This is a genomic window from Pseudomonas putida (genome assembly GCF_028682635.1).
Lineage (GTDB): Bacteria > Pseudomonadota > Gammaproteobacteria > Pseudomonadales > Pseudomonadaceae > Aquipseudomonas > Aquipseudomonas putida_AE.
Genome location: NZ_JANHLK010000027.1, coordinates 47,076 through 73,145 on the forward strand (window position 1 = coordinate 47,076; position 26,070 = coordinate 73,145).

Consider the following 26,070-nt stretch of genomic DNA (forward strand, 5'->3'; position numbering starts at 1 on the left):
CGATAACAAAACTATCGAGCATTTTGCCAGAGCTGAGCGTCGACCGAGAGAAATGTCAGACATTCAACCCACAATCACAGGTTTTATCTCGCCCTACGGCGATTACAACCTGCGCAACACCCAGGCGCTGAGCGGCGTCAGTCACCTGTGGCAGGATTTCTTTGCCCGTGCGCTGGCCGATCAGTCGGGTGAAGCAGTGCTGCCTGAATCGTTGAATTTTCCCCCGGTCGACCTCGACAGCCCGGTTGAGCCCACCGTAGGCAGCGACCTGCTGGCCCACATCGTTTCCCAGCGCGAATGCGATGTGAAAGACAACGAAGTTCGTCCGCCCGAGCCGCTGTTCCTGCCGATTGCCGAATTCGAAATGGACCTGGCCGACAAGCCGTTCCCGCCCTTCCCGCCTGAAGAAATCGTTGCCCAGCAAAAACAGCAGGACTTCGAGAGCGGCTGGGTGCGCCCGATCGTGCTCACCGCCGGCCAACCGTTGCCAGAAACTGGCCCGGCGCCGCAACCGCGGGCGCTGCACCTGCCCATCGCCGAGTTCGAACTCGAGCTGCTGGACAAGCCCTTCCCGCCATTCTCGCCCGAAGAGATGGTGGAGCAACAGAAACAGCTCGATTTCGACAGCCGCTGGGCACGCCCGATCGTGCTGCAGAACCTGCGCCTGGCCGCCTGAGCCTCAACGACAGACCCACCAAGGCCCGACATCCACATGAAAGTGATTGCGATGGGCGGCGTTGTAATCCGGGCTCAACACCACACTGAACAGGCCACAGGCGCCATCGCGGACCTGCCTTAGAAACGCGGCGTCCTGGTTACCCTTCGGCCAATCCTTGAGCACGCTGATGGTCCGACCGTCAGCCAGGCGAAAACCGGCGATATCCAGGGCATTGGCCGACGCATGCTGGCTACGCCTGCCATTCTCGCGACTGTAGACATTGCGACAGGCAAAGCTGCCGAGATGATCGACCCGCGTGACGGCTTGCCCATAGACCGCCTGCGCCGCGGGTTGCAGCGCGTGATGCTCGAACAGGGCGAACGACACCGCCAAGCGGCAACTGGCGAGGAAACTGCTGCTCAGGGCCACGTCACTGCCCTGGACACGCAGGGTATCGGTCAGCGGACATTTGGCGTCCGGGCTATCGGCCTGACGGGTCACGCGCAAACCGGAGCTGCTCAACGCCTGGTCGCACAGCTGCGGATCATCACGCAGACGCATCAGTTTGTAGCGGGTCAGAAGGTTAGGCTCAGCTTTCACATCGAGCGGCGCCCAGGGATTCCACTGTGGCGGCAGGGAGATCCAGCCGCGCCAGACGCCCACTCCCGCCGCTGCAATGATCAACAGCAAAAGCCACCCGCGAAACCGCATCGTCAGCCTTTGAAAAACTGATTGGCCTGGGCATACGGCATGGAGCGCGTCGTGAAGCCGAACGTGCCCGACGTCTTGATCTCCTCGGCGGCGCGATAGAACTCGCCTAACGCCGCCAGGGCCAGCGCCGAGCCGACACTGATGCGCTTGACGCCCATTTCGCCCAGTTGCTCGACCGTCAGCTTCAAGCCGCCGGACATCAACACGTTGACCGGTTTCGGTGCCACGGCGCGGACCACGGCCAATACCTCTTCAGCGCTGCGCAACCCTGGCGCATACAACACGTCGGCGCCGGCTTCGGCGAACGCCTGCAAGCGGCGAATGGTGTCGGCCAGATCCGGATTGCCATGCAGGTAATTCTCGGCCCGGGCTGTCAGCGTAAACGCGAAGGGCAAGCTGCGGGCGGCAGCGACGGCAGCCTCGATACGCGCCACGGCATGTTCGAAGCAGTAAATCGGCCCCTCTGCACGGCCGGTGAAGTCTTCGATCGAACCGCCGACGGCACCGGCGGCCGCGGCTGCCAGAATGCTTTGTGCGCACTCGGCGGGATCATCGGCAAAGCCGTTTTCCAGATCGACCGCGACCGGCAGGTCGGTGGCGGCCACAATCGCCCGGACGTTGGCCAGGGTGTCGTCCAGCGTCAGGCCGCCATCGGGGCGGCCCTGGGAAAAAGCGTACCCGGCGCTGGTGGTCGCCAGCGCCTCGAAACCCAGGCTGGCGAGCATTTTCGCCGAGCCGGCGTCCCACGGATTGGGAATCACAAAAGCCCCTTGGCGTTCGTGCAGGACTCTGAACGCTTGGGCTCGAAGGGTTTGCGCATCCATTGGCAGGCTCCTGTGCAGGAAAACGAGTCCGCTGTCAGAGCAAGCCAAGTTGCTCGGCCGCGGGCTCTCTGTATAGCTCAGGCAGCGCCGGCAAGCCAGGCAGTCGCAACATCAGGCGTGTGTGAAAACGTTGCGCCAGTTTCGCCGCGAGCAGATTGTCGGCGGTGTGCAGGAAGATGTAGGGCGTGCGACCCTCTTCGATCCACAGGGCGATTTTTTCTACCCACGGCTCCAGGAACGGATCGTTGGCTTCAAGCTGCGGATGACCGATGAAACGCACCTGCGGAAATTGCGTGAACGCTGCCGGGCGTGGTGGCACCCGGGGTTTCTTCGATTGGGCGTGAAGCACCGAGGGCTCGGTCGAGGTACAGCTGAACAGCGCACGGGGATCGAGGCAGATACGTTCGACGCCGCGATCGAGTAGAAGGCGATTGAGTTCGCGCTCGCTGTCACCCTTGGCGAAAAAGTCGTCATGGCGCACTTCCACCGCCAATGGCCGCTGCAGCCCATCGATAAATCCGGCCAGCTCCGGCAAGCGTTGTGGTGTGAAGCTCTTCGACAACTGCAACCACAGTGGGGACACCCGCTCACCGAGGGGGCTGAGTAGCTGGGTGAAGGTTTCGGCGGCGGTCAGTTGTTCGCGCAGGTCACCGCCGTGGCTGATCTCGCGGGGAAACTTCGCGGTGAAGCGAAAGTGTCCGGGCATGGCCTCGGCCCAGCGCTGCACGGTGCTGGCAGCCGGGCTCGCGTAGAAGGTCGTATTGCCTTCCACGGCATTGAACACTTGCGCATAGAGATTGAGAAAATCGGCGGGTTTGGCCGCAGGCGGGTACAGGTAATCGCGCCAGGCGTTTTCACTCCAGGACGGACAACCGAGGTAGTAAGGCAGCATCAGATGTACAGGTCGAGGCCCAGCACTTGCGCATCCCAATCGACGAAACTGGCGGTGCTCAGGTAACTGGCCAGCGCCGTTGCCACGCTCTTGCTCATCGCGCGGTGATAAAGCATGTCCTGCTGACGGGCGGGAAGATTGCTGAGCTTTTGCGCGGCGGCCTTGGCGGCACGGGAAGCCAGTTGTTCTTCGCTGGCAAACTCCAGCTCACCCTCGATATCGACGGACTCGTCATGCACTACCTGGTCTTTGCGAGGCTTGCGCTTGATGGGGTAGGACTGAGAGGAAACGCCGTCTATACGCATAGGTGCATGCTCGGTATCAGTAATGGCAGTCTAGTGGCACCCAGGCCACATCGCAAACCGCCTAGTGATAACTAGAACACATAAAAGGCAAAAGGTTTAAAACCCGGGGTTACAAACTGACGATTGGCTTTGTCAGATAGATCGCCTTCGCGAGCAAGCCCGCTCCCACAGGGTTAGCGGAGATCCTGTGGGAGCGGGCTCACTCCCACAGGGTGGTGGAGAACCTGTGGGAGCGAGCTTGCTCGCGATGGGACCAACTCGGTCTGGAGGATTAACGCGCCTTAGGCGTCGCCACTTTATCCCGCAGATAAACCGGCTGCGCCTCATCCGCCACAATCGCCTCCCCCCGCGCCCAGGCAAACCGCGCCAAGGTCAGCAAATCTTCTGCATGGGGTAGCATGCCTTCATCCTGGCCACTCAGCTCGACAGCGATGCGCTCGGCATACCCCCAGCCCGTGCCTGCACCGAACCATTGGCCACTGGCATCGGCCGGCAAGGCAGCCGACTCCGGCGGCAATACCGCTTCAGCGCCGACCAGGCGCATCTCCCCCGCCGTCTCGCGGTAGCAGCCCCAATACACCTCGTCCATACGCGCATCGATGGCCGCCGCGACCTGGCTCACACCATGCTCGCGATAGGCGCGTTGGGCCAGCACGGCCAGGTTCGACACTGGCAACACCGGGCGATCGAGCGCAAACGCCAGGCCTTGCACCACACCGATGGCAATGCGCACGCCGGTGAACGCGCCCGGCCCGCGACCGAAGGCGATGGCGTCGACCGCTTGCAGGGTGGTGCCTGCATCGGCGAGCAACTGCTGGATCATCGGCAGCAGCTTCTGTGCATGCAGGCGCGGAATCACCTCGTAATGGCTCGTCACTTTGCCGTCATGCAGCAAGGCAACGGAGCAAGCTTCAGTCGCGGTGTCCAGGGCCAGCAAGGTGCTCATCGATGTATCCACAAGAGTGATCGGAAAAAAGTGCGTCAGTATAAACAACTACGGCCCGCAAGCGGGCCGTAGAAGATCAAGCGATTTTTCAGCTCAGGGCTGCAAGCACCTTGGCGGTGATTGCTTCAACCGAACCGACGCCTTCGATATGGCTGTACTTCGGCTTGCCATTGGCAGCCGACAGCTCCTGATAGAAGGCCACCAGCGGCTTGGTCTGCGAATGGTAGACCGACAGGCGATGACGCACGGTTTCTTCGGTGTCGTCCTTGCGCTGCACCAGCTCTTCGCCAGTGATGTCGTCCTTGCCGGCAACTTTCGGCGGGTTGTAGACGATGTGGTAAACGCGGCCGCTGGCCTCGTGAACACGGCGACCGGCGATACGTTGCACGATCTCTTCGTCTTCAACGGCGATTTCAACCACCGCATCCAGCTCGACGCCAGCAGTCACCAGGGCTTCAGCCTGGGGAATGGTGCGCGGGAAGCCGTCGAACAGGAAACCGTTGGCGCAGTCGGGCTGGGCGATACGGTCCTTGACCAGGGCGATGATCAAGTCATCGGACACCAGGCCGCCGGCATCCATGATGCTCTTGGCCTTGATGCCCAGCTCGGTGCCGGCCTTGACCGCGGCGCGCAGCATGTCGCCCGTGGAGATTTGTGGAATGCCGAATTTTTCGGTGATGAACTTAGCCTGAGTACCTTTACCGGCCCCGGGAGCTCCCAGCAGAATGACGCGCATCGATGTGCTCCTCAATTTTTTATTTAGATAACGTCAGATTCGCCTCGTGGGGCCAATCTCAAAAATAGGGTCGTGACCGCCCAAACGGCCAAAGGCTGCTCAAGATACACAGCAGGCTGCGCCCACACAAGCCGCCAAAAGTCGGAGAAACCGCTGTCTGTCGTGACCCTGTAACCCGGTTCCCCAAGTCGCAACCCCATCATTAACTGTCGCTTGGCAGCACTTTTGCACCCGCTATCGAAGCACATCCGACGCTCGCGCCGGATGCTCCAAAGCACGACAACAAACCTTAGCCGGTATTGCGCAAACCGGCGGCAATCCCCGCCACAGACACCAGCAACGCCTGTTCTACCGGGCTATCCTGTGCCACATCACGTTGCCGCGAGCGTGCCAGCAACTCGGCCTGCAATAGATGAAGCGGGTCGAGGTACGTGTTGCGCAAGCGGATGAATTCAAGGGTGGCTGGGCTATGTGCCAGCAGCTGCGACTGACCGGTCAGCCCGAGAACGATGGTGCATGCCTGCGACAATAGGTCGCGTAAGTGCGCGCCCAACGGCAGCAAGTCCGGTTCGACCAGCCGCTCATCGTAAGACCGCGCGATATCCGCGTCGGCCTTGGCCAGGACCATTTCCAGCATGTCGATGCGGGTGCGGAAGAACGGCCATTGCTCACGCATCTGCGCAAGCAGTGCGCCTTCACCGCGCTCCAGCGCCTTGCTCAGGGCCGCTTCCCAGCCGAGCCAGGCCGGCAGCATCAGGCGGGTCTGGGTCCAGCCGAAGATCCACGGGATGGCCCGCAGGCTTTCGATCCCGCCAGCGCGGCGCTTGGCCGGACGACTGCCCAGCGGCAGGCGCCCCAGTTCCTGTTCCGGGGTGGACTGGCGGAAATATTCCACGAACTGCGGATTTTCCCGCACCACGGCGCGGTAGGCGCTGACTCCGTCGGCGGCCAGTTCGTCCATCAAGTGGCGCCACTCAGGCGTGGGCGGTGGTGGCGGCAGCAAGGTCGCCTCGAGTACCGCGGCCAGGTACAGGTTGAGGTTTTGCTCGGCGATGTCCGGCAGGCCAAATTTGAAACGAATCATTTCTCCCTGCTCGGTGGTGCGGAAACGTCCAGCAACCGAACCGGGTGGCTGCGACAGGATCGCCGCGTGGGCCGGGCCGCCACCACGCCCCACGGTGCCACCGCGACCATGGAACAACAGCAGTTCCACTTGCTGTTCGCGGCAGATATCCACCAGCCGCTCCTGCGCCCGGTATTGTGCCCAGGCGGCGGCCGTGGTCCCGGCGTCCTTGGCCGAGTCGGAATAACCGATCATCACTTCCTGCGGGCCTTGCAGGCGCGAGCGATAACCCGGCAGCAGCAACAGCTTCTCGATCACCGGGCCGGCGTTGTCGAGGTCGGCGAGGGTTTCGAACAGCGGCACCACGCGCATCGGCCGCAGCACTCCTGACTCTTTGAGCAACAGCTGCACGGCCAGCACATCGGAAGCGGCACCGGCCATGGAGATCACGTAGGAACCCAGCGACGCCCCTGGCGCGGCGGCGATTTCCCGGCAGGTCGCGAGTACTTCGGCGGTGTCGGCCGAGGGCTTGTAGTGGGCCGGCAGCAAGGGCCGACGGTTATTCTGTTCGCGCGTCAGGAAGGTGATGCGCTCTTCTTCGCTCCAGTCCTCATAGCGACCCAGGCCAAGGTAATCGGTGATTTCGGTCATGGCCGCGGTATGGCGCGACGAGTCCTGACGCACATCGAGGCGCACCAGGAACAGGCCGAAGGTCACTGCCCGGCGCAGGCAATCGAGCAACGGACCGTCGGCAATCACGCCCATGCCGCACTCATGCAGCGAGTGGTAGCACAACTCCAGCGGGTCGAGCAGCTCGCGGTTGTTCTGCAAGACATCGGCCGGGGCAGGCGTCGGGGTCGACAACGCGGTGTGCGCCCAGTTTCTCGTCGCCCGCAGGCGTTCGCGTAGCTGCTTGAGCACGGCGCGATAGGGTTCGGCGCTGTCGCCTGCCTTGGCCTTCAATTCCTCGCTGGCCTGCTGCATCGACAACTCGGCAGCCAGGTGATCGACATCGCGCAGGTACAGATCGGCCGCCATCCAGCGCGCCAGCAGCAGCACTTCCCGGGTCACCGCCGCCGTCACGTTCGGGTTGCCGTCGCGGTCGCCGCCCATCCACGAGGCAAAGCGAATCGGTGCGGCTTGCAGTGGCAAACGCAGGCCGGTGGCAGCGTGCAGGGCCTGGTCGGCCTTGCGCAGGTAATTGGGGATCGCTTGCCACAGCGAATGCTCGATCACCGCGAAGCCCCATTTGGCTTCGTCGACCGGCGTCGGGCGCGTGCGGCGAATTTCTTCGGTGTGCCAGGCTTCGGCGATCAGGCGCTGCAAGGTCGACTTGATCTGCTCGCGCTCGGCGCTGGTCAGGTCGCGATGGTCCTGAGCCGCCAGTTGCGCAGCGATGGCGTCGTATTTCTGGATCAGCGTGCGGCGCGCGACTTCGGTCGGGTGCGCGGTCAGCACCAGTTCGATTTCCAGCCGACCCAGTTGCCGGGCCAGGGCCTCGGCGCCATGACCTTCGGCGCGCAGGCGGGCGAGCAACTCCGGCAGCACCCGCGCTTCGAAGGGCGCGGCCTGGGATTCTTCGCGACGGTGAATCAGCTGGTACTGCTCCGCGATGTTGGCCAGGTTGAGAAACTGATTGAAGGCCCGCGCCACCGGCAGCAATTCGTCTTCCGTCAACTGGTTGAGGCTGGCGCTCAGTTCGGCGTCCATGGAGCCGCGGCGGTCCGCCTTGGCGCCCTTGCGGATCTGCTCGATCTTGTCGAGAAAGCCGTCCCCGTACTGTTCACGAATGGTATTGCCCAACAACTCACCCAGCAGGTGAACGTCTTCGCGCAAGCGTGCATCAATATCGGTCATCAACAGTTCTCCAGGGAAAAATCCGGTCGACCAGGAACCTTAAGAGTGCCGCTCCAGACCGGTTCTTACAAGCAAGACGACGAAGGGCCTGTAAACCTTTGGCGTTGAAGCTAGTCTCAAGAGTAAGCCGTACAGCGGCTGTCGCCGGCGCCTGCCGGACATTCCCCGCCTGCCTGGAGCAGGAGCGCAATGAGGTCATTATGAAAATCCGCGAGCTTGCCAACCACTGGGAAGAAAACGCCAAAGGTCGCCTGACCGATACAGGCTATTCGATTCATCTGGACGTGGAGGCTGCCGCACGGCTTGCGGCGATCATCGAAATGTACCCCAAGCGCAGCCCCGAAGAACTGTTGGGCGAACTGATCGGGGCCGCCCTGGAAGAGCTGGAAAAAAGCTTTCCCTACGTGAAAGGTTCGACCGTGGTCGCCACGGATGAAGAAGGCGATCCGCTGTACGAAGACATCGGCCCTACCCCACGTTTTCTAGCGTTGTCCCGTCGTCATCTGCACGACTTGTCGACCGGTAACGACAAGCAGAAACACTGACTTCCCCGCATTCATCCCCTTCTGAAAAACGCTGCTCGTGCCCCCTTCGAGGGGGGCGTGAACAGCCATGTTCATCGCCGCACTCCTCGATATAGAGCCCTGTCCACTGAATCGAAGTTTTTTTCGGTAGCAGGCTAATTTCTCTGAACTTTCGAAAAACGCCTCGGGTCAACCCAGTAACCACGCCTGGGACGGCCGTATCAAAACGCCCCCAAAACGGTAGCTTTCGGCTCCTTGCCCAGGATGGATGTTCACGTTTCTCAGGAGTTAGCCCCATGGAGTTGAAAACGATGAAAACCCGAACTGGCACATTTTCTTCCCTGCACAGCCTGAAAATGGCGGCACTGGCGATCGGCGGCAGCCTGGTACTGGCCGGTTGCGCCGGTAACCCACCCAGCGAGCAATTTGCCGTCACCGAGTCCGCGGTCAACGACGCCGTCAGCGCCGGTGGTACCGAATTCGCTGCGGTGGAAATGAAGGCTGCCCAGGACAAGCTCAAGCAAGCCGAAATTGCCATGCATGACAAAAAGTACGATCAAGCCAGGACCCTGGCCGAACAGGCTGAGTGGGATGCTCGCGTCGCCGAGCGCAAAGCCCAGGCGATGAAAGCCGAACAGACTGTGAAGGACTCTCAGAAAGGAGTTCAGGAACTGCGTCAGGAAAGCCAGCGCACCGTTCAGTAACGGCGCGGCCCGACGTATTTCTTTTCGACTAAAAGGACGAAACCATGATTTCCAAAAGCATGAATTACAAACACGTGATGATCCCTGCCCTGCTGGCCGCAAGCGTCGCCCTGGCTGCGTGCTCCACGCCACCGAACCCCAGCCTTGAACAGGCCCGCACCAACTATGCTGGCCTGCAAGCCAACCCGCAGGCGAGCAAAGTCGCGGCGCTGGAAACCAAGGAAGCCAGCGATTACCTGGACAAAGCCGACAAGGCTTATCTGGACAAGGAAGACGCGGCCAAGGTCGACCAGTTGGCCTACCTGACCAACCAGCGCGTCGAAGTGGCGAAACAGACCATCGCCCTGCGCACCGCCGAAGCCAACCTGAAAAACGCTTCCGCGCAACGGGCCCAGGCCCGTCTGGACGCCCGCGACCAGCAGATCAAACAGCTGCAGGACAGCCTCAACGCCAAGCAGACCGATCGCGGCACGCTGGTGACCTTCGGTGATGTGCTGTTCGCCACCGACAAGGCCGAGCTGAAATCCAACGGTCTGGTGAACATCAACAAACTGGCGCAGTACCTGCGGGACAACCCGGATCGCAAGGCGATTGTCGAGGGCTACACCGACAGTACCGGTACCGCCTCGCACAACCAGTCGTTGTCGGAACGCCGAGCGGGCTCCGTGCGCATGGCACTGGTGAAGATGGGTGTCGACCCGACCCGCATCGTCGCTCAGGGTTATGGCAAGGAATACCCGGTGGCGGATAACACCAGTACTTCGGGCCGGGCGCAGAACCGCCGGGTGGAAGTGACAATTTCCAATGACAACCAGCCGGTGATCCCGCGTTCGGCGGTGAGTGCCAACACTCAATAATCAGTCGTTACACAGCCCCTTGTGGGAGCCAGCCTGCTGGCGATAGCGGTGTATCAATCAACATCAAAGTTGAATGTTCAATCGCAATCGCCAGCAGGCTGGCTCCCACATTTAAGAGCGCCAACACCCAATTAGCAGTCTTACATAGTCCCCTGTGGGAGCCAGCCTGCTGGCGATAGCGGTGTATCAATCAACATCAAAGTTGAATGTTCAATCGCAATCGCCAGCAGGCTGGCTCCCACAGTTGATTTGTGTTTACTGCTCGAGCTTCTGCGGGGTTTCCTGCCCCATGCAACGCACGGCTTTTTTCCGCTCGTTGACAAGCACGCCGGTCAGGCCTTTCTGCTCAGTGTCGAACAATACCAACACCCCATCTATGCACTGCGCCACTTGCGCCGCCGGTTCCAGGGAGACTTTGTAGTCTTCGCCGGGCACGGTCTTGAGCATGGTGAATTCGTTGAGCAGCAACGCATCCTCTGGCTTGGCGAAATGCAGGTAGCCGTACCACCACAAGGCAGCGACGGTGCCCAGGATGCTGCAGATACCGGTGATGATCAGCGGGATGGCGTTGCGTTCTTCACTCATTGCGGGCTCTCTGGTGGTTCATTTTCAGAAGGTTCGGGCGCCGGGTAATTGGGGATTTCGCCCAGGCGGCGCAGGCCGTTGAAATGCTGCGGGTCTTCAAGAAAACGCAGCATGACCTTGCGCCACACCGGGTCGGCGAATGTCTGCACGTGACCGCCACGGGTCAGTTGCAGCACTCTCGGCGGCGGCGCAGCTTGATACAGACGGATGCCGTTGGAAAGAGGCACGATCGGATCGTCGATGCTGTGATAGATCAGTTTCGGCACGCCGTTGAGCTGCGCCATGGAATTGATCGCGCTGTCACCGTCGGGCACCAGCCAGGACAGCGGCACCTGGAACGTCCAGAACACCCATGAATTGCTCAGCGCATAACGACCGACGCTGCGGTAACTGGCGGGCACGCCATCGAGCACAAACGCCTTGAGCTGTTTTTGCCGCTCAGGGTGTTGCACCAGGTAGTGAACGGCCATCGCCCCACCGAGGCTCTGGCCGAGCAGGATCAGCGGCTTGCCCTTGACCTCGGGGGCCCGGTCGAGCCATTTGAACGCGGCGTCGATGTCCTGATAGATCGCCGGCAGGCTCGGCTCGCCCTCGGACAAGCCGTAACCGCGATAGTCCACCAGCAGTACCTGATAACCCTCCTTGGGCAACCACCAGCTGCCGCCCAGGTGCATGGGCAGGTTGCCGCCGTTGCCGTGCAGGTGCAGGACGGTGCCCTTGACCTCGACACCCTTTTTCGCCGGCAGCCACCAGGCGTTCAGCTTGAGGCCGTCGGCGGTGGTCAGGGTGACCTCGCGGTATTCGAGCTTGGCTTTTTCCGGAGTGAACAGCTGGCCGGGCTCGGGGTAGAACAGCAAGGAGCTGCAACCGCTCAGCGCCAGGAGAAGGCAGAAGATGCCGAGGATTCTCATCCGTTGAAACCTCGCGATATATGTGAATATCTGACCCTGTAGGAGCTGGCTTGCCAGCGAACGTCGTAACGCGGTTTACCTGCCGCACCGCGTTATCGTTCTTCGCTGGCAAGCCAGCTCCTACAGAAGGTGTCGTGATTAAAGGATATTGGAGTAATCCGCCTCGATCCGGTCCAGGCTCAGGTGGTTGAGGAAGTTGGAGAAGCACATCCACGCCGACAACGCGTTCATGTCCCGGAACTGCTCCGGCAGGTATTTGGGTGGTACCACCAACCCTTCGTCCACCAGCAGGCGCAAGGTGCGCATGTCTTCCAGGGTGGTCTTGCCACAGAACAGCAGCGGTATCTGCTCCAGCTTGCCTTTGCGCACCGCCAGCTGAATGTAGTTGTAAATCATGATGAAGCCCTTGAGGTAGGACAAGTCTTTGGTAAAGGGCAGACCTGTCGGCACCGAGCCGCGGAAAACGCGACTGGCGTTGCTGTAGCTCTCGGGCATTTCGAAACCTTGTTCGCGGAAGAACTCGAACACCTGCAGGAAGTCCGCGCCCTCCTCCACCATGTGAATGGCGCGAGTGCGGTTGGTCAGTTTGCGCAGTCGACTCGGATAGGAGGCGAAGGTGATGATTTCCATCAGGATCGCCAGGCCTTCCTGGGTCACCGTCGACGACGGCGGGCCCTTGGACAGGAAGGTGCAGATCGGCTGGTTCAGGCCGTTGAGCGTGGTGCCCACGTGCACCAGCCCTTCGTGAACCTCAAGGGCGCGCACGTCGCGCTGGTTGAACATCGCGTCGGAGCGGATCTTGATGTAGTCGGCGCCGGCCGCCGCATCGGCGACGATCCCGTCGGACTCGAACACCCGGATGGTTTCCTCGGCTTCGCCAAACACCTTGTTCAGGCGATGCTGCAGCATGTCGACCGCATCCTTGGCCGTCAGCGTCTTCGGTTCATCCTTGAGGTCGCCACGACCGTCGATGTTGTTCAGGTATTCGGACAACATCATGCCCAGGTCGGATAACGTCGGGTCGCCGGCATGGAACGCGTCGGACGCAGCGCCGTACAACTCCTGGGAAATCAGGCCGAAATCCTCGGTGCCGCGCGCTTCGAGCATGCGCACCACCATGCGGTATTCCTTGCACATGCGGCGCATGATCTGCCCGACCGGGTTGAACTGACCCAGCTGGCGGGTGATGTCGCGCTCGATGTTCTGGAACTCCAGCTTCACCTTGCTGGAATCGAAAGCCAACGGACGGTTGAGGTAGTAGTCGCGGTCCACCGCCGGCATTTCCTTGCCCTTGGCCTTGAGGAAACCCTTGCGGATGTTGTCGTCCCATTTGACCGCATCGAGGACGCGAATCGGCGTCTGTGCCAGCACAATGCGATCGGACAAAATGCGTATCGACTGCTGGTAATCGTCCACCCGAATCTCCCGTAGAAATCTTCTGTGCTGGTTTACTTGGCTTTGGCCTGGCGCTGGTAACGCACCACTTCGACGAACACATCGGAATTGGCCGGGTCGTCGAGGTAGGCGGACACCTGGTCCATCTGACTGTTGATCAACACGCCATCGCCGTCGTCGGTCTGAAAGCTCTCGCCGCTCAAGACGTTCTGCCCCAGGGCCTGCTTGATCTGTTCGAGGTCGAGGTTGTACACCACCAGTTCATGCTTGTCGGTGAGTTCAAACCCGCCAATGGTGAAATGCCCGCCGAACTGCGCCGGCACTTTCGCCGAAAGATACCAGCGGCTGCCGTGGCGCGACACGGTGAAGGGATAGGCTTCGCGCTCCTTGGGCCTGGCCCTGAAGTAGCTCACCGCCTGATAGTGATTGTCGCCGATGCGCGTCAGTTCCAGGTTGACCGGCTCACCCCAGGCGTTGGTGCTGGTCCATTTTCCGAGCAACCCCTTGGGCACGGGCTCGCTCGTGGGCAGCGGCTCCTTGAAGGTCACCAGGCAGCCACTGAGCAGCAGGAACGACAAGGCGATCACTACGACACGCCAGACTCTCATTCAACACTCCCTTTGAAACAACACTGTCCACTGTAGGAGCAAGCTTGCTCGCGATGGCAGTGTGTCAGACAACAAAGATGTTGAATGTCAGACCATCGCGAGCAAGCTCGCTCCTACAGGGATTAAACCGACGCCAGCACCAAATGCATATAACGCGTCAGTATGCCGAGCATTTCCTCTTCGGCGCCCGGCTCGGCGTCGTTGAGCAGGCCCTGATATTCCATCCGTCCGATTATCGCCGTCAACACTTTGGCATCTTGTTGCGGCTCGTGGGAGCCCAGCACCTGGAAGAGCTGGCAGGATCCCTGCAACAGGATTTGCTGATGGGAGCGCACCAATTCGGCCAGGCGCGGGTTCAACAGTGCTTCCTGACGGAACGCCTGCTCGGCCATCAAGTGTTCACGACGGGTCACCAGTTGCCGATGAACATACTCGGTCATCAACCGCGCAATGTCGTCCGCCAGTTTTGAACGCGCCTGCGGGCTGCCGTCGCCGCTGGCGATCATGTCGCGCAGCAGGCCCTCGTTGTTCACCCACAACTTGGCCATGTAGGCCGCGCTGCGTTCCACGTATTGGGCGAAGGTATCGGTGAGCAGGTCATCGATATCCTTGAAGTAGTAAGTGGTCGCCGATAATGGCACTTCAGCCTCAGCGGCTACCGCACGGTGGCGCACGGCCCGTACGCCATCACGCACGACGATGCGCATCGCGGCATCGAGAATGTCCTGTCGACGCTGTTCGCTGCCCTGCCGGCTGGCCTTGCGGCCCTGGTACTGAACGCTTTCAGCGACCGCAGTGGCGATACCCGCTGCACCTTCTTGAGCTATTGCAGAGTTCACGACAGGTATTCCTCTCTACTTCAAAAGTAACTATTTGATACGTTTGTACCAGACAGGCAATAAAAAGCCGCCTATTTCAGGCGGCTTTTTAGTTGAAACACTTACGCTTGCGGCCGCATGTGCGGGAACAGGATCACGTCGCGGATCGACGGGGAGTTGGTCAGCAGCATCACCAGGCGGTCGATGCCGATGCCTTCACCTGCCGTTGGCGGCATGCCGTACTCCAGCGCGCGAACAAAGTCGGCGTCGTAGTGCATGGCTTCGTCATCGCCGGCGTCCTTGTCGGCCACCTGAGCCATGAAACGCTCGGCCTGGTCTTCCGCGTCGTTCAACTCGGAGTAGGCGTTGGCGATTTCACGACCACCGATGAACAGCTCGAAGCGGTCGGTGACGTTCGGGTTCTCGTCGTTGCGACGGGCCAGCGGCGACACTTCGAACGGGTACTGGGTAATGAAGTGCGGCTGCTCCAGCTTGTGCTCGACCAGCTCTTCGAAAATCATCACTTGCAGTTTGCCCAGGCCTTCGAAGCCCAGCACCTTGGCGCCGGCCTTCTTGGCGATGTCGCGAGCCTTGTCGATGTCGTTCAGGTCGTCGGCGGTCAACTCAGGGTTGTACTTGAGGATCGAGTCGAATACCGACAGGCGCACGAACGGCTCGCCGAAGTGGAACACTTTGTCGCCGTAAGGCACGTCGGTGCTGCCCAGGACCAACTGAGCCAGTTCACGGAACAGTTCTTCGGTCAGGTCCATGTTGTCTTCGTAGTCGGCGTAGGCCTGGTAGAACTCCAACATGGTGAATTCAGGGTTGTGACGAGTCGAAACGCCTTCGTTACGGAAGTTGCGGTTGATCTCGAACACTTTCTCGAAACCGCCAACCACCAAGCGCTTGAGGTACAGCTCTGGCGCGATACGCAGGAACATTTCCATGTCCAGCGCGTTGTGGTGGGTTTCGAACGGCTTGGCTGCCGCGCCACCCGGGATGGTCTGCAGCATCGGCGTTTCCACTTCCAGGAAGTCACGCTTCATCAGGAAGCTGCGGATGTGGGCGATGACTTGCGAACGCACGCGGAAGGTCTGGCGCACGTCTTCGTTGACGATCAGGTCAACGTAACGCTGGCGATAGCGCTGTTCGGTGTCGGTCAGGCCATGGTGCTTGTCCGGCAGCGGGCGCAGGGATTTGGTCAGCAGGCGCACGTTGGTCATTTCAACGTACAGGTCGCCCTTGCCGGAACGGGCCAGGGTGCCTTCGGCGGCAATGATGTCGCCCATGTCCCAGGTTTTCACAGCGGCCAGGGTATCTTCGGACAGGGTCTTGCGGTTGACGTAGACCTGGATGCGACCGGTCATGTCCTGGATCACCATGAACGAGCCACGGTTGAGCATGATGCGACCGGCAACCTTGACCGGGATTGCAGCCTCTGCCAGCTCTTCCTTGGTCTTGTCCGCGTACTGTTTCTGCAGGTCATTGCAGTAGTTTTCGCGGCGGAAGTCGTTCGGGAAGGCATTGCCCTTGGCGCGCTCGGCAGCAAGCTTTTCCTTGCGCAGGGCGATCAGGGAGTTTTCTTCCTGTTGCAGGGCTTGCGGGTCGAGTTCTAGGTCGCTCATGTCTTTAAATATTCCATCTGGTTCGTTGTCCCCGGCCTGCGGCCGGGGATCGCCGGCAAGCCGGCTCCTACAGGGGATCGCGGTGTGTCAGTGTATTACAGACCGGATTTCAGGCTGGCTTCCAGGTATTCGTCGATATCGCCGTCGAGTACCTTGTCGCAGTCGCTGCGCTCGATGTTGGTCCGCAGGTCCTTGATGCGCGAGGCATCGAGGACGTAGGAACGGATCTGGTGACCCCAGCCGATGTCCGACTTGGTGTCTTCCAGCGCCTGGGACGCGGCGTTGCGTTTCTGCATTTCCTGCTCGTACAACTTGGCCCGCAGCATTTTCATGGCGGTGTCCTTGTTGGCGTGCTGGGAACGTTCGTTCTGGCAGCTGACCACGGTGTTGGTCGGTACGTGGGTGATACGTACGGCCGAGTCGGTGGTGTTTACGTGCTGACCACCGGCACCGGAGGAACGATAGGTGTCGATCCGCAGGTCTGCCGGGTTGATCTCGATTTCCACCTTGTCATCGATCTCGGGGGAAACGAATACCGCGGAGAACGAGGTGTGGCGACGGTTGCCGGAGTCGAACGGGCTTTTTCGCACCAGGCGGTGCACGCCGATTTCGGTACGCAGCCAGCCAAAGGCGTATTCGCCCTTGATGTGCACGGTCGCGCCCTTGATACCGGCGACTTCACCGGCCGACAGCTCCATGATGGTCGCGTCGAAACCGCGTTTATCGGCCCAGCGCAGGTACATGCGCAGCAGAATGTTGGCCCAGTCCTGGGCTTCGGTGCCGCCGGAACCGGCCTGGATGTCCAGGTACGCGTTGTTCGGGTCCATTTCGTGGCTGAACATGCGGCGGAATTCCAGCTTGGCCAGACTTTCCTCGAGACGGGCCAGCTCGGCGACGACATCGCCCACTGCGCCTTCGTCGTTTTCTTCGACGGCCATGTCCAGCAGGTCACGGCAATCGGCCAGACCGGTGTTCAATTCGTCGAGGGTGTCGACGATCTGCGCCAGCGCAGCGCGCTCGCGCCCCAACTCCTGGGCGTATTCAGGCTTGTTCCAGACACTCGGATCTTCAAGCTCGCGATTGACTTCAGTCAGACGCTCATGCTTTTGATCGTAGTCAAAGATACCCCCGAATGGTTTCGGAGCGCTCGGACAGGTCCTTGATGGTGTTAAGGATCGGGTTGATTTCCATGGCGGGCAGCACTCGTTGGCGAACTTTTGAAAGCCGGCGAGTATACCGGCAAACGGCCGAAAACGGCAGTCCGCCTGGCCGAAAAGACGTGGTTACAGGGGATCTTTGCGATGACGCAGAACCCTGTGGGAGCCGGGCTTGCCCGCGATGAGGGCCTGACAGCCAATACTTTCGTCGACTGACATACCGTCATCGCGGGCAAGCCCGGCTCCCACAGGTTCTATGTCGTTTGGTAGAAATTGCAGATCACTCAATCCCCACCTGATTCCGCCCATTGTGCTTCGCCAGGTACAGCCCTTTGTCCGCCGCCGAGATCAATTCCCGGCAATTGCTGCCTGCCGTCGGGGTGATGGTCGAGAGGCCGATGCTGATGGTCAGGCTCGAGCCTTCGGTCGGGGCTATATGCGGGATCTTCAGCGCCGCCACGGTCATCCGTAGTTTTTCCGCCACCAGGCGCGCGCCGCCGAGGGAGGTGTTGGGCAGCACCAGGGCGAACTCTTCGCCGCCGTAGCGGGCCGGCAGGTCGGAAGGTCGGGCGCAGGCGTCACGAATGGCCGCGGCGACCTGGCGCAGGGCTTCGTCGCCTTCCAGGTGGCCGAAGGTGTCGTTGAAGGTCTTGAAGTAGTCCACATCGATCATCAGCAGCGACAATTGGCTCTGCTCGCGCAGCGAACGGCGCCATTCCAGCTCCAGGTATTCATCGAAATGCCGACGGTTCGACAACCCGGTCAGGCCGTCGGAGTTCATCAGGCGTTGCAGCACCAGGTTGGTGTCGAGCAGCTGCTGCTGGCTGACCCGCAAGGCGCGGTACGCCGCATCACGCTGCAGCAGCGTCATGTAGGAGCGCGAGTGATAGCGAATGCGCGCGACCAGTTCGATGTTGTCCGGCAGCTTGACCAGATAATCGTTGGCCCCGGCCGCGAACGCCGCGCTCTTGATCAGCGGGTCTTCCTTGGTCGACAGGACGATGATCGGAATGTCCTTGGTCGCCGGGTGTTTGCGGTATTCGCGCACCAGGCTCAGGCCGTCGAGGCCGGGCATGACCAGGTCCTGCAGGATCACCGTCGGCTTGATGCGCACGGCATGGGCAATGGCCTGGTGCGGGTCGGCGCAGAAGTGGAAGTCAATATTGTCTTCGTTCGACAACCCACGTCGAACTGCCTCGCCGATCATGGCCTGATCGTCCACCAACAGCACCATGGCGGCATTTTCGTCAGTCTTGAAGTCGTCGAGCTGTAATTCATTCATGTGCGTTCACCTGAAACTGCTTGGGCCAGGATTGCTGTTGAGAGGGTCATTTGGGAAAAAGCTCCAGCAAACGAGGCGCTATCTTTTCCAGCGGGCGTATTTCCACAGCGGCATCGATGGCCGCAGCCGCCTTGGGCATGCCGTACACCGCACTGCTCTGCTGGTCCTGCGCGATGGTCAGGTAACCTTGCTGGCGCATGAGTTTAAGCCCTTGCGCCCCATCACGCCCCATGCCGGTCAACAAAACGCCAACCGCATCACCGTTCCAGTAACTGGCCACGCTCTCGAAAAACACGTCGATGGAGGGCCGGTAGATCTCGTTGACCGGTTCGGCCGTGTAGGCCAGGGTGCCGTTCTTCAACAAACGAATATGGTGATTGGTGCCCGCTAGCAGCACGGTGCCGCCTTGCGGCGGCTCGCCCTCCTGGGCCAGGCGCACCTTCAGGCCGCTGGCGCTGCCGAGCCATTCGGCCATGCCGGCGGCGAAGACCTGGTCGACGTGTTGCACCAGCACGATGGCCGGGGAAAAATCCCGGGGCAGGCCTTTGAGCAGGATTTCCAGGGCCGCCGGCCCGCCAGCGGATGAACCGATGGCGATCAGGCTCTGGCGCGGGCCGCTACTGCGCGCGGGACTCGGTGCCGGTCGCTCCCGATTGCCCTTGTCGCCGATCAGCCAGCCGATGTTCATGATCTTGCGCAACAGCGGCGCCGCCGCGTCCTGGGCATTGCCCGCGCCGAGGGCCGGCGTGTCGACCACATCCAGCGCCCCGTGGCCCATGGCCTCGAATACCCGATGCACATTCTGCTGGCGATCAACGGTGACGATGACGATCGCGCAGGGCGTTTCAGCCATGATGCGCCGGGTAGCTTCCACGCCGTCCATCACCGGCATGATCAGGTCCATCAGGATCAGGTCCGGCGTCTGTTCGGCACACTTTCGCACCGCCTCCCGGCCATCGCCCGCCACCCAGATCACCTGGTGTGCCGGCTCGAAGGCCAATGCCCGGCGCAATGCTTCCACGGCCATGGGCATATCGTTGACTATCGCGATCTTCATGCCCGTGCTCCTCCAATGAGCTCAACCACTGCATCGAGCAGGGCGTCGTCGTGAAAGCTGGCTTTGGCTAGATAATAGTCGGCCCCGGCGTCCAGTCCACGACGACGGTCTTCTTCACGATCCTTGTAGGACACCACCATCACCGGCAGCGATTGCAGGCGATTGTCCCGGCGCAACAACGACACCAGCTCGATGCCGTCCATGCGCGGCATATCGATGTCGGTGATCAGCAGGTCGAAATCCTCCGAGCGCAAGGCGTTCCAGCCATCCATGCCATCCACCGCCACGGCCACGTCATAACCTCGATTGAGCAACAGTTTGCGCTGCAGCTCACGCACGGTCAGGGAGTCGTCGACCACCAGGATCCGCTTGCGGGCCGCTTCGACGGCCTGGCTGCTGTGACGCGCGATGCGCTCCAGGCGCCCGGTGTTGAGCAGTTTGTCCACCGAACGCAGCATGTCCTCGACATCGACGATCAACACCACCGAACCGTCGTCGAGCAAGGCCCCGGCGGAGATATCCTGGATCTTGCCCAGACGCTCGTCCAGGGGCAGCACCACCAGGGTCCGCTCACCGATAAAGCGCTCGACCGCAACGCCATAAATCGTATCGCGTTCACGGATCACCACGACTTTCAGGGTTTGCTGAGCCAGCTGGTTCGCCGGGCGCTGCAGTAACTGGCTGGCCGCCACCAGCCCGACATGCCGGCCTTCGTGCCAGAAATGCTGGCGCCCCTCGACCTGGACGATATCCGCCGGTTCCAGATCGCACATGCGTTCGATGTGAGCCAGCGGGAAGGCATAGGCCTCGTCGCCGACTTCCACCACCAGGCTGCGCACCACCGACAAGGTCAGTGGCACTTCGAGATGGAAGCGGCTGCCCTCGCCCGCCGTCTGCTCCAGCACCACCGCGCCGCGTAACTGGCGGACCATGTGCTGCACCGCATCCAGGCCGACACCGCGCCCGGAGACTTCGGTGACCCTGTCGCGCAGGCTGAAGCCAGGCAGGAACAGGAACGTCAGCAGCTCCTCTTCACTCAGTTGCGCGGCGGTATCGGCCGGGGACAATTGGCGTTCGACGATGCTGCGCCGCACTTTTTCCAGATCGACGCCATGGCCATCATCGCTCAGCTCCAGCACCAGCAAGCCGGCTTGATGGGAGGCGCGCAGACGGATCACGCCTTCCTCCGACTTGCCGGCCAACAGGCGTTGTTCCGGGGTTTCGATTCCGTGATCCACGGCGTTGCGCAGCAGGTGCGTCAGGGGCGCTTCGAGTTTCTCCAGTACATCACGGTCGACCTGGGTTTTCTCGCCCTCGATTTCCAGCCGCACCTGCTTGCCGAGGCTACGACCGAGGTCGCGAACCATGCGTACCTGGCCGGTCAGGACATCGGCGAACGGCCGCATGCGACACGCCAGGGCGGTGTCGTACAACACCTGCGCACGCTGGCTGGCCTGCCAGGCGAACTCATCCAGCTCGGCGTTTTTTTCTACCAATAATTGCTGGGACTCAGCCAGGAGCCGGCGGGCATCTTCGAGGGTTTCCCGGGCTTCCAGGCTCAGGGCCTGGTCCTTGAGATGGACGTTGAGGTTTTCCAGGGCCCGCAGGCTGTTACTCTGCATGCGTTTGAGCCGCTGCATGGTGGCCAGGTGCGGTTTGAGCCGCAGGGTCTCCACCAGGGATTTGCTCGACAGATCAAGCAGGCTGTTCAGGCGTTCGGCCGTGACCCGCAGCACGCGCTCGCCGTTTTCGGTAGTGCGCCGGGGCTGTTTCGGCGAGACCGGCAGCGGCTCCGGCTCTTCCATCACCGGTGCGGGCGCTTCGAGTTGCAGCTCTGCCATCAGCGGCGCGGCGGGTGCCAGGTTCGCTACCTCGGCAGCCATCGGATCGAGCAAACGCCCCATCAACGCGACATAGGCGTCGATTTCCGCAGGCCCCGACACACTGTTCGGCGTCGCGATGCGCATCAGCAAATCGGTGCCTTGCAGCAGCGCGTCGATGTGCTCCGGGCGCAGGTACAGGCGCCCTTCCTGGGCACTGACCAGGCAATCTTCCATGACATGCGCGACGCTGACGCCGGCATCGACGCCGACGATTCGAGCCGCGCCTTTGAGCGAATGCGCCGCACGCATGCACGATTCGAGATGATCGGCCTGGGTCGGATCACGCTCCAGCGCCAACAGACCTGCGCTGAGCACCTGGGTCTGGGCCTCGGCTTCCAGACTGAACAGCTCCAACAAAGAGGAGTCGCGCATTTGCTCGGGGGTCATGTGAGGCTCCGGGTCACGGCGGACAACAACTGCTGTTCATCCAGCCAACGCAGGCTGCGACCTTTGAATTGCAGCACGCCACGGGTGTACTTGGCACTGGCCTGCGCGCCAGAGCGGGACGCCGCGTCGAGGATGCGTTCGTCGATGGCATGAATCCCGTCCACTTCGTCTACCGGCACCACCACCGGACCGCCGTGGGCGGCAATGATCAGCATCCGCGGCATGACCCGCGCACCAGTGGCCACGCTGCCGACGCTATCGAGCCCCAGCAACTCGACCAACGAGAGGCACGCCACCAGCGCGCCCCGCACATTCGCCACCCCGAGCAAGGCCCGGGAGCGCTGATGCGGCAAGGAGTGAATGGTTTGCAACGGCGCCACTTCCACCAGGCTGCGGGTGGCGAGCCCCAGCCATTCTTCGCCGAGGCGAAACATCAGCAGCGAACGGGTTTGCACCTCGCTCTCGACCTCAACGGACACTGAGCCGCGGTCTTCCTGCTGCAACGCGTAACGGTCCAGCAGACGCGTTGCGGCCGCCGAATACACCGCGCAATTGCGGCAATGGATGTGTTCGATCAGCAGCGGGCAGGACTTGTCGCCATGGATGCCGATACGGTTCCAGCAATCATCGATGGCCTGGGCATCTTCATGGGTGACGCTCAAGGAGTCGGAGGCGATCATCGTTTACGCTCACTGTCAGCGGCGCGCTCGCTGCGGGCGGCGCGGTCCTGCAATCGTCTGGCTCCCGCGGTATCGCCCTGGGATTGCAGCAAGGCGGCAAGGTGCATCAACGCGTCGGCATGTTGCGGTTCGAGGTACAACGCCTTGCGATAAAAACCCTGGGCTTCGAGGACACTGCCGGCGACATCGCTGAGCAGTCCCAGCCAATAGAACACCTGGGCCACCGGTTCGTGGTGGCGCAGATAATGATCGCAGGCGGCGCGGGCTTCGGCACTCTTGCCTTCATTGGCCAGCGCGGCGACGTTGGCCAGCAGCGCGGCGGCCTCGAAGTTGTTCGGTTTAAGCGGGTGCGATGCCTGCGCAACGCTGGCGAACGGGCGCCGTTGAGTCGGTACCGGCGCAATCCGGCGCACAGGTTGCGGCATCGGCAACGGCGTGGGGACGAATGCCGGCAGAGGTTCGGGCTCTGGAGCGCTATGACGACTGAAGGCAAAGGACTGCGCGATGCCAATCGAGCGCATGCCCAGGCGCCCCAGCAGGCTGCCTTCGGCCGGGCCGATAAACAGCACGCCGTCGACATGGGTCAAGCGCTTGAGCACCTCGAAAACCTGCTTTTGCGTCGGCAGGTCGAAGTAGATCAGCAGATTGCGGCAGAACACGAAGTCGTAGGGCGGCTCGCTGGCGAGCAAGGCCGGATCGAGCAGATTGCCGACCTGCAGGCGCACCTGATCGAGGACCCGAGCGGTGAGTCGATAGCCGTCGTTCTCGGCGCTGAAATAGCGGTCGCGATAAGCAATGTCCTGACCGCGAAATGAATTCTTGCCGTACAACGCACGTCGCGCCTTGTCCACCGACAGCGGGCTGACGTCCATGCCGTCGACCTTGAACTGATGCGGCTTGAGCCCGGCATCCAGCAGTGCCATGGCGATCGAATAAGGCTCTTCACCGGTGGAACACGGCAGGCTGAGAATCCGCAGGGCGCGCATGTTGTTGAGATCGGCCAGGCGTCTGCTCGCCAGTTTCGCCAGGGTGGCGAAGGATTCCGGGTAACGGAAAAACCAGGTCTCGGGGACGATCACCGCTTCGATCAACGCCTGCTGCTCGTCGCTTGAACACTGCAAGGTGCGCCAGTACTCGTCGGCCGTTTGCGCCTGGGACGCAGCACTGCGTTGGCGCACCGCACGCTCGATGATCGCCGGGCCGACTGACGTCACGTCGAGGCCGATGCGTTCCTTGAGGAAATCGAAAAAGCGCTGGTCGCTGCTCATCGCTGCGCCTCCAGCCCGGTCAGGTCCAGGGGTGGCGTCGGGTACAACAGCGCACGCACCTGATCGTCCAGCAACTCCGCCACCCGCACCCATTGCAACAAACCCTGGGCATCTTCACGCACGGGGCCCAGGTACCGCGCCTGGGGATTGTCCAGGCCATAGGGCTGAAAATCCGCCGGGTCGCAACGCAAGGTGTCGGTGGCCCGTTCCAGGATCAGCCCGAGCAATTGCGCCTCGGCGGTCGGATCCGGGCGGTAATGCACCAGCACTAACCGCGTGCTGGTGCGCGCCTGCGCCGGCGTACCGAAGGTCAATGCGCTGAGGTCGATAACCGGCACCACCGCGCCGCGATAGGCCAATACCCCGGCCACCCAGTGCGGCGCCTGGGCAATCGGCTTCAATGGCAGGCGCGGCAGCACTTCCGCCACCTCGATCGCCTGCAAGGCATAACGCTCGTGGCCGATTCGAAACACCACAAACAGCGCCTGCGCCGCCTGTTTCACGACGACGCGCTTGGCCGTGAGTTCGCTCATCAGACTTTGAATCGCGAGACGCCGCTACGCAGCCCTACGGCCACCTGGCTCAGCTCGTCGATGGCGAAACTGGCCTGGCGCAGGGATTCGACGGTCTGGCTGCTGGCATCGCCCAATTGCACCAGCGCGTGGTTGATCTGTTCGGCGCCGGTGGCCTGGGCCTGCATGCCTTCGTTGACCATCAATACCCGCGGCGCCAGCGCCTGGACCTGATGGATGATCTGCGACAGCTGTTCGCCGACCTGCTGCACCTCGAACATGCCACGGCGCACTTCCTCGGAGAACTTGTCCATGCCCATCACACCGGCCGACACCGCCGATTGAATCTCGCGCACCATCTGTTCGATGTCGTAGGTGGCGACGGCGGTCTGGTCCGCCAGGCGCCGCACTTCGGTGGCGACCACGGCAAAACCGCGACCGTATTCGCCGGCCTTCTCGGCTTCGATCGCCGCGTTGAGCGACAACAGGTTGGTCTGGTCGGCGACCTTGACGATGGTGACTACCACCTGGTTGATGTTGCCGGCCTTCTCGTTGAGGATTGCCAGCTTGGCGTTGACCAGGTCGGCGGCGCCCATCACCGAATGCATGGTTTCTTCCATGCGCGCCAGGCCCTGTTGCCCGGAGCCGGCGGCCACCGAGGCCTGGTCGGCGGCGGTGGACACTTCGGTCATGGTGCGCACCAGGTCACGAGAGGTGGCGGCGATTTCACGGGAAGTCGCGCCGATTTCAGTGGTGGTCGCGGCCGTTTCGGTGGCGGTGGCCTGTTGTTGCTTGGAGGTCGCGGCGATCTCGGTGACCGAGGTGGTTACTTGCACCGACGAGCGCTGGGCCTGGGACACCAGGGAGGTCAGCTCGGCCATCATGTCGTTGAAGCCGGTTTCCACGGCACCGAATTCGTCCTTGCGCTCAAGATTCAGGCGCGTGCTGAGATCTCCCGTGCGCATGATTTCGAGGATTTGCACGATGCGATTCATCGGCGCCATGATCGCGCGCATCAACAGCAGGCCGCAGAGGCCGGCGGCCAGCACGGCGAACACCAGGGAAATACCCATGATGACTTTCGCGGTGATCACCGCATCGTCGATGGCTGCAACAGCCTGGTCTGCCACGGCTTTGTTGTGACGCAGAATTTCGCTGAGCTTCATGCGCCCGGCCGTCCAGGTCGGGGTCAGCTCTTCGTTGAACATCCTGATGGCTTCGGCGTCCTGATTGCGTTTATGCAATTCGGTAACGGCAATCAGGATCCGGTGGTAATCCGCGTGGAGTTTTTCAAAGGCGGCGTACTCGACCTTGTCCTCGTCCGTGGTGACCGTCTGGCGATAAAGCTCCATCTGGTCCAGCAGACGCGCGGAGAAGTCCTTGAAGTCTGACGCATCCTTGGTGGTGAAGCCCTGGCCCTGTTCCAGGCCGAGCATCTCCAGCATCCGCAGATAACTGTCGGACCAGGCGCCGCGCACCATCGAGCTGTAATACAACCCCGGCAGCGCATCCTCACGAACGCTGGCTTCACTGCTCTCGATCTTCAACAGGCGCGAATACGAGACGACCACCATCAGCAACATGATGGCGATAATTACCGCAAAGCTCGCCAAAATGCGTTGGCGCAACGTCCAGTTCTTCACAGTCAATCCTCGGGGGCATTTCGAAATGCGGGGAGTATAGCCGAGGGCACTGTTTCATTTATAAGACGGTTGCGCCAGTTCTTATCCCGTGGGCAAAAAAGCGTGATTGACAGGATCAAAGTCAAAAGATCGTAGCCTTCGGCAGCTCCTACGCGCCTGTGGGCGCCGCCGCAGGCTGCGAT

The 26,070-nt window shown here is 61.6% G+C and carries 25 protein-coding genes; 4 read left to right on the forward strand and 21 right to left on the reverse strand.

The window, feature by feature from the left end; genetic code table 11:
- Window positions 1–52 precede the first annotated feature (52 nt).
- Window positions 53–676, forward strand: a complete 624-nt coding sequence (locus NPS56_RS25390; protein WP_274077185.1) for an energy transducer TonB — start codon at window positions 53–55, stop codon at window positions 674–676.
- A 3-nt stretch (window positions 677–679) separates the two neighbouring features.
- Here the strand turns inward: NPS56_RS25390 and NPS56_RS25395 are convergent, their stop codons facing one another.
- From NPS56_RS25395 to ppc, 7 genes are all read right to left on the reverse strand, one after another.
- Window positions 680–1,369 (reverse strand): extensin family protein, encoded by a 690-nt coding sequence (locus NPS56_RS25395; protein ID WP_274077186.1) that lies wholly within the window; start codon window positions 1,367–1,369, stop codon window positions 680–682.
- A 2-nt stretch (window positions 1,370–1,371) separates the two neighbouring features.
- Window positions 1,372–2,193, reverse strand: coding sequence for an isocitrate lyase/PEP mutase family protein (locus NPS56_RS25400; RefSeq protein ID WP_274077187.1), 822 nt, complete (start codon window positions 2,191–2,193; stop codon window positions 1,372–1,374).
- A gap of 34 nt (window positions 2,194–2,227) precedes the next feature.
- Window positions 2,228–3,085: a DUF72 domain-containing protein gene (locus NPS56_RS25405; protein WP_414919780.1), complete on the reverse strand. Its 858-nt coding sequence runs from the start codon at window positions 3,083–3,085 to the stop codon at window positions 2,228–2,230.
- Window positions 3,085–3,390 (reverse strand): hypothetical protein, encoded by a 306-nt coding sequence (locus tag NPS56_RS25410; RefSeq protein ID WP_274077188.1) that lies wholly within the window; start codon window positions 3,388–3,390, stop codon window positions 3,085–3,087. The genes NPS56_RS25405 and NPS56_RS25410 overlap by 1 nt, the downstream gene beginning before the upstream one ends.
- A 271-nt stretch (window positions 3,391–3,661) precedes the next feature.
- Window positions 3,662–4,336 carry a tRNA (adenosine(37)-N6)-threonylcarbamoyltransferase complex dimerization subunit type 1 TsaB gene (gene tsaB, locus NPS56_RS25415; protein WP_274077189.1) on the reverse strand — a complete coding sequence of 225 codons (675 nt, stop codon included), beginning with the start codon at window positions 4,334–4,336 and terminating at the stop codon, window positions 3,662–3,664.
- Window positions 4,337–4,424: 88 nt separating this feature from the next.
- Window positions 4,425–5,072 carry an adenylate kinase gene (gene adk / locus NPS56_RS25420; protein ID WP_274077190.1) on the reverse strand — a complete coding sequence of 216 codons (648 nt, stop codon included), beginning with the start codon at window positions 5,070–5,072 and terminating at the stop codon, window positions 4,425–4,427.
- 289 nt (window positions 5,073–5,361) lie between these two features.
- A complete protein-coding gene (ppc, locus tag NPS56_RS25425; protein ID WP_274077191.1) occupies window positions 5,362–7,992 on the reverse strand; it encodes a phosphoenolpyruvate carboxylase in 2,631 nt (876 codons plus the stop codon).
- Between the two features lie 200 nt (window positions 7,993–8,192).
- On the opposite strand from ppc, the gene NPS56_RS25430 reads away from it, so the two are divergent.
- From NPS56_RS25430 to NPS56_RS25440, 3 genes are all read left to right on the forward strand, one after another.
- Window positions 8,193–8,537 (forward strand): pilin assembly protein, encoded by a 345-nt coding sequence (locus NPS56_RS25430; protein ID WP_274077192.1) that lies wholly within the window; start codon window positions 8,193–8,195, stop codon window positions 8,535–8,537.
- 275 nt (window positions 8,538–8,812) lie between these two features.
- The gene (locus NPS56_RS25435) at window positions 8,813–9,220 is read left to right on the forward strand and encodes a DUF4398 domain-containing protein (RefSeq protein WP_274077193.1); all 408 of its coding nucleotides are present in this window, start codon (window positions 8,813–8,815) and stop codon (window positions 9,218–9,220) included.
- A 59-nt stretch (window positions 9,221–9,279) separates the two neighbouring features.
- Entirely contained in the window at window positions 9,280–10,077 is a 798-nt protein-coding gene (locus NPS56_RS25440) for an OmpA family protein (protein WP_274077216.1), read from the forward strand.
- 255 nt (window positions 10,078–10,332) lie between these two features.
- Here NPS56_RS25440 and NPS56_RS25445 read toward each other — a convergent pair whose 3' ends face one another.
- The 14 genes from NPS56_RS25445 to NPS56_RS25510 all read right to left on the reverse strand — a co-directional run bounded on the left by NPS56_RS25445 (window position 10,333) and on the right by NPS56_RS25510 (window position 25,888).
- The gene (locus tag NPS56_RS25445; protein WP_274077194.1) at window positions 10,333–10,662 is read right to left on the reverse strand and encodes a hypothetical protein; all 330 of its coding nucleotides are present in this window, start codon (window positions 10,660–10,662) and stop codon (window positions 10,333–10,335) included.
- Window positions 10,659–11,573, reverse strand: a complete 915-nt coding sequence (locus tag NPS56_RS25450) for an alpha/beta hydrolase (RefSeq protein WP_274077195.1) — start codon at window positions 11,571–11,573, stop codon at window positions 10,659–10,661. The genes NPS56_RS25445 and NPS56_RS25450 overlap by 4 nt, the downstream gene beginning before the upstream one ends.
- Window positions 11,574–11,711: 138 nt before the next feature.
- Window positions 11,712–12,989 (reverse strand): flavohemoglobin expression-modulating QEGLA motif protein, encoded by a 1,278-nt coding sequence (locus NPS56_RS25455; protein ID WP_274077196.1) that lies wholly within the window; start codon window positions 12,987–12,989, stop codon window positions 11,712–11,714.
- 32 nt (window positions 12,990–13,021) lie between these two features.
- Window positions 13,022–13,576: a hypothetical protein gene (locus NPS56_RS25460; protein ID WP_274077197.1), complete on the reverse strand. Its 555-nt coding sequence runs from the start codon at window positions 13,574–13,576 to the stop codon at window positions 13,022–13,024.
- A 122-nt stretch (window positions 13,577–13,698) separates the two neighbouring features.
- Window positions 13,699–14,415 carry a TetR/AcrR family transcriptional regulator gene (locus tag NPS56_RS25465; protein ID WP_274077198.1) on the reverse strand — a complete coding sequence of 239 codons (717 nt, stop codon included), beginning with the start codon at window positions 14,413–14,415 and terminating at the stop codon, window positions 13,699–13,701.
- Between the two features lie 101 nt (window positions 14,416–14,516).
- A complete protein-coding gene (gene lysS / locus NPS56_RS25470; protein ID WP_274077199.1) occupies window positions 14,517–16,019 on the reverse strand; it encodes a lysine--tRNA ligase in 1,503 nt (500 codons plus the stop codon).
- Between the two features lie 95 nt (window positions 16,020–16,114).
- Window positions 16,115–17,210 (reverse strand): peptide chain release factor 2 gene (gene prfB / locus NPS56_RS25475; protein WP_109790603.1). Its coding sequence is split into 2 segments (ribosomal slippage): window positions 16,115–17,137 and window positions 17,139–17,210, totalling 1,095 coding nucleotides; the frame shifts between segments, so codons are not numbered across the junction.
- Between the two features lie 246 nt (window positions 17,211–17,456).
- On the reverse strand, window positions 17,457–18,458 hold the full coding sequence (locus NPS56_RS25480; protein ID WP_274077200.1) for a response regulator: 1,002 nt from the start codon (window positions 18,456–18,458) through the stop codon (window positions 17,457–17,459).
- A gap of 46 nt (window positions 18,459–18,504) precedes the next feature.
- Window positions 18,505–19,515 (reverse strand): chemotaxis response regulator protein-glutamate methylesterase, encoded by a 1,011-nt coding sequence (locus NPS56_RS25485; protein ID WP_274077201.1) that lies wholly within the window; start codon window positions 19,513–19,515, stop codon window positions 18,505–18,507.
- Window positions 19,512–21,785 carry a hybrid sensor histidine kinase/response regulator gene (locus NPS56_RS25490; protein ID WP_274077202.1) on the reverse strand — a complete coding sequence of 758 codons (2,274 nt, stop codon included), beginning with the start codon at window positions 21,783–21,785 and terminating at the stop codon, window positions 19,512–19,514. Before NPS56_RS25490 ends, NPS56_RS25485 begins: the two co-directional genes overlap by 4 nt.
- Window positions 21,782–22,465 (reverse strand): chemotaxis protein CheW, encoded by a 684-nt coding sequence (locus NPS56_RS25495; protein ID WP_274077203.1) that lies wholly within the window; start codon window positions 22,463–22,465, stop codon window positions 21,782–21,784. The genes NPS56_RS25490 and NPS56_RS25495 overlap by 4 nt, the downstream gene beginning before the upstream one ends.
- Entirely contained in the window at window positions 22,462–23,733 is a 1,272-nt protein-coding gene (locus NPS56_RS25500) for a CheR family methyltransferase (RefSeq protein WP_274077204.1), read from the reverse strand. The genes NPS56_RS25495 and NPS56_RS25500 overlap by 4 nt, the downstream gene beginning before the upstream one ends.
- A complete protein-coding gene (locus tag NPS56_RS25505; RefSeq protein ID WP_274077205.1) occupies window positions 23,730–24,266 on the reverse strand; it encodes a chemotaxis protein CheW in 537 nt (178 codons plus the stop codon). Before NPS56_RS25505 ends, NPS56_RS25500 begins: the two co-directional genes overlap by 4 nt.
- Window positions 24,266–25,888, reverse strand: a complete 1,623-nt coding sequence (locus NPS56_RS25510; RefSeq protein WP_274077206.1) for a methyl-accepting chemotaxis protein — start codon at window positions 25,886–25,888, stop codon at window positions 24,266–24,268. The genes NPS56_RS25505 and NPS56_RS25510 overlap by 1 nt, the downstream gene beginning before the upstream one ends.
- Window positions 25,889–26,070: the final 182 nt, after the last annotated feature.

Excerpts from the sequence above, each read along its gene's own strand:
- NPS56_RS25390 (WP_274077185.1), top strand. The coding sequence starts at position 53 with ATGTCAGACATTCAACCCACAATCACAGGTTTTATCTCGCCCTACGGC.
- NPS56_RS25395 (WP_274077186.1), bottom strand. The coding sequence starts at position 1,369 with ATGCGGTTTCGCGGGTGGCTTTTGCTGTTGATCATTGCAGCGGCGGGA.
- NPS56_RS25400 (WP_274077187.1), bottom strand. The coding sequence starts at position 2,193 with ATGGATGCGCAAACCCTTCGAGCCCAAGCGTTCAGAGTCCTGCACGAA.
- NPS56_RS25405 (WP_414919780.1), bottom strand. The coding sequence starts at position 3,085 with ATGCTGCCTTACTACCTCGGTTGTCCGTCCTGGAGTGAAAACGCCTGG.
- NPS56_RS25410 (WP_274077188.1), bottom strand. The coding sequence starts at position 3,390 with ATGCGTATAGACGGCGTTTCCTCTCAGTCCTACCCCATCAAGCGCAAG.
- tsaB (WP_274077189.1), bottom strand. The coding sequence starts at position 4,336 with ATGAGCACCTTGCTGGCCCTGGACACCGCGACTGAAGCTTGCTCCGTT.
- adk (WP_274077190.1), bottom strand. The coding sequence starts at position 5,072 with ATGCGCGTCATTCTGCTGGGAGCTCCCGGGGCCGGTAAAGGTACTCAG.
- ppc (WP_274077191.1), bottom strand. The coding sequence starts at position 7,992 with ATGACCGATATTGATGCACGCTTGCGCGAAGACGTTCACCTGCTGGGT.
- NPS56_RS25430 (WP_274077192.1), top strand. The coding sequence starts at position 8,193 with ATGAAAATCCGCGAGCTTGCCAACCACTGGGAAGAAAACGCCAAAGGT.
- NPS56_RS25435 (WP_274077193.1), top strand. The coding sequence starts at position 8,813 with ATGGAGTTGAAAACGATGAAAACCCGAACTGGCACATTTTCTTCCCTG.
- NPS56_RS25440 (WP_274077216.1), top strand. The coding sequence starts at position 9,280 with ATGAATTACAAACACGTGATGATCCCTGCCCTGCTGGCCGCAAGCGTC.
- NPS56_RS25445 (WP_274077194.1), bottom strand. The coding sequence starts at position 10,662 with ATGAGTGAAGAACGCAACGCCATCCCGCTGATCATCACCGGTATCTGC.
- NPS56_RS25450 (WP_274077195.1), bottom strand. The coding sequence starts at position 11,573 with ATGAGAATCCTCGGCATCTTCTGCCTTCTCCTGGCGCTGAGCGGTTGC.
- NPS56_RS25460 (WP_274077197.1), bottom strand. The coding sequence starts at position 13,576 with ATGAGAGTCTGGCGTGTCGTAGTGATCGCCTTGTCGTTCCTGCTGCTC.
- lysS (WP_274077199.1), bottom strand. The coding sequence starts at position 16,019 with ATGAGCGACCTAGAACTCGACCCGCAAGCCCTGCAACAGGAAGAAAAC.
- NPS56_RS25480 (WP_274077200.1), bottom strand. The coding sequence starts at position 18,458 with ATGAATGAATTACAGCTCGACGACTTCAAGACTGACGAAAATGCCGCC.
- NPS56_RS25485 (WP_274077201.1), bottom strand. The coding sequence starts at position 19,515 with ATGAAGATCGCGATAGTCAACGATATGCCCATGGCCGTGGAAGCATTG.
- NPS56_RS25490 (WP_274077202.1), bottom strand. The coding sequence starts at position 21,785 with ATGACCCCCGAGCAAATGCGCGACTCCTCTTTGTTGGAGCTGTTCAGT.
- NPS56_RS25495 (WP_274077203.1), bottom strand. The coding sequence starts at position 22,465 with ATGATCGCCTCCGACTCCTTGAGCGTCACCCATGAAGATGCCCAGGCC.
- NPS56_RS25500 (WP_274077204.1), bottom strand. The coding sequence starts at position 23,733 with ATGAGCAGCGACCAGCGCTTTTTCGATTTCCTCAAGGAACGCATCGGC.
- NPS56_RS25505 (WP_274077205.1), bottom strand. The coding sequence starts at position 24,266 with ATGAGCGAACTCACGGCCAAGCGCGTCGTCGTGAAACAGGCGGCGCAG.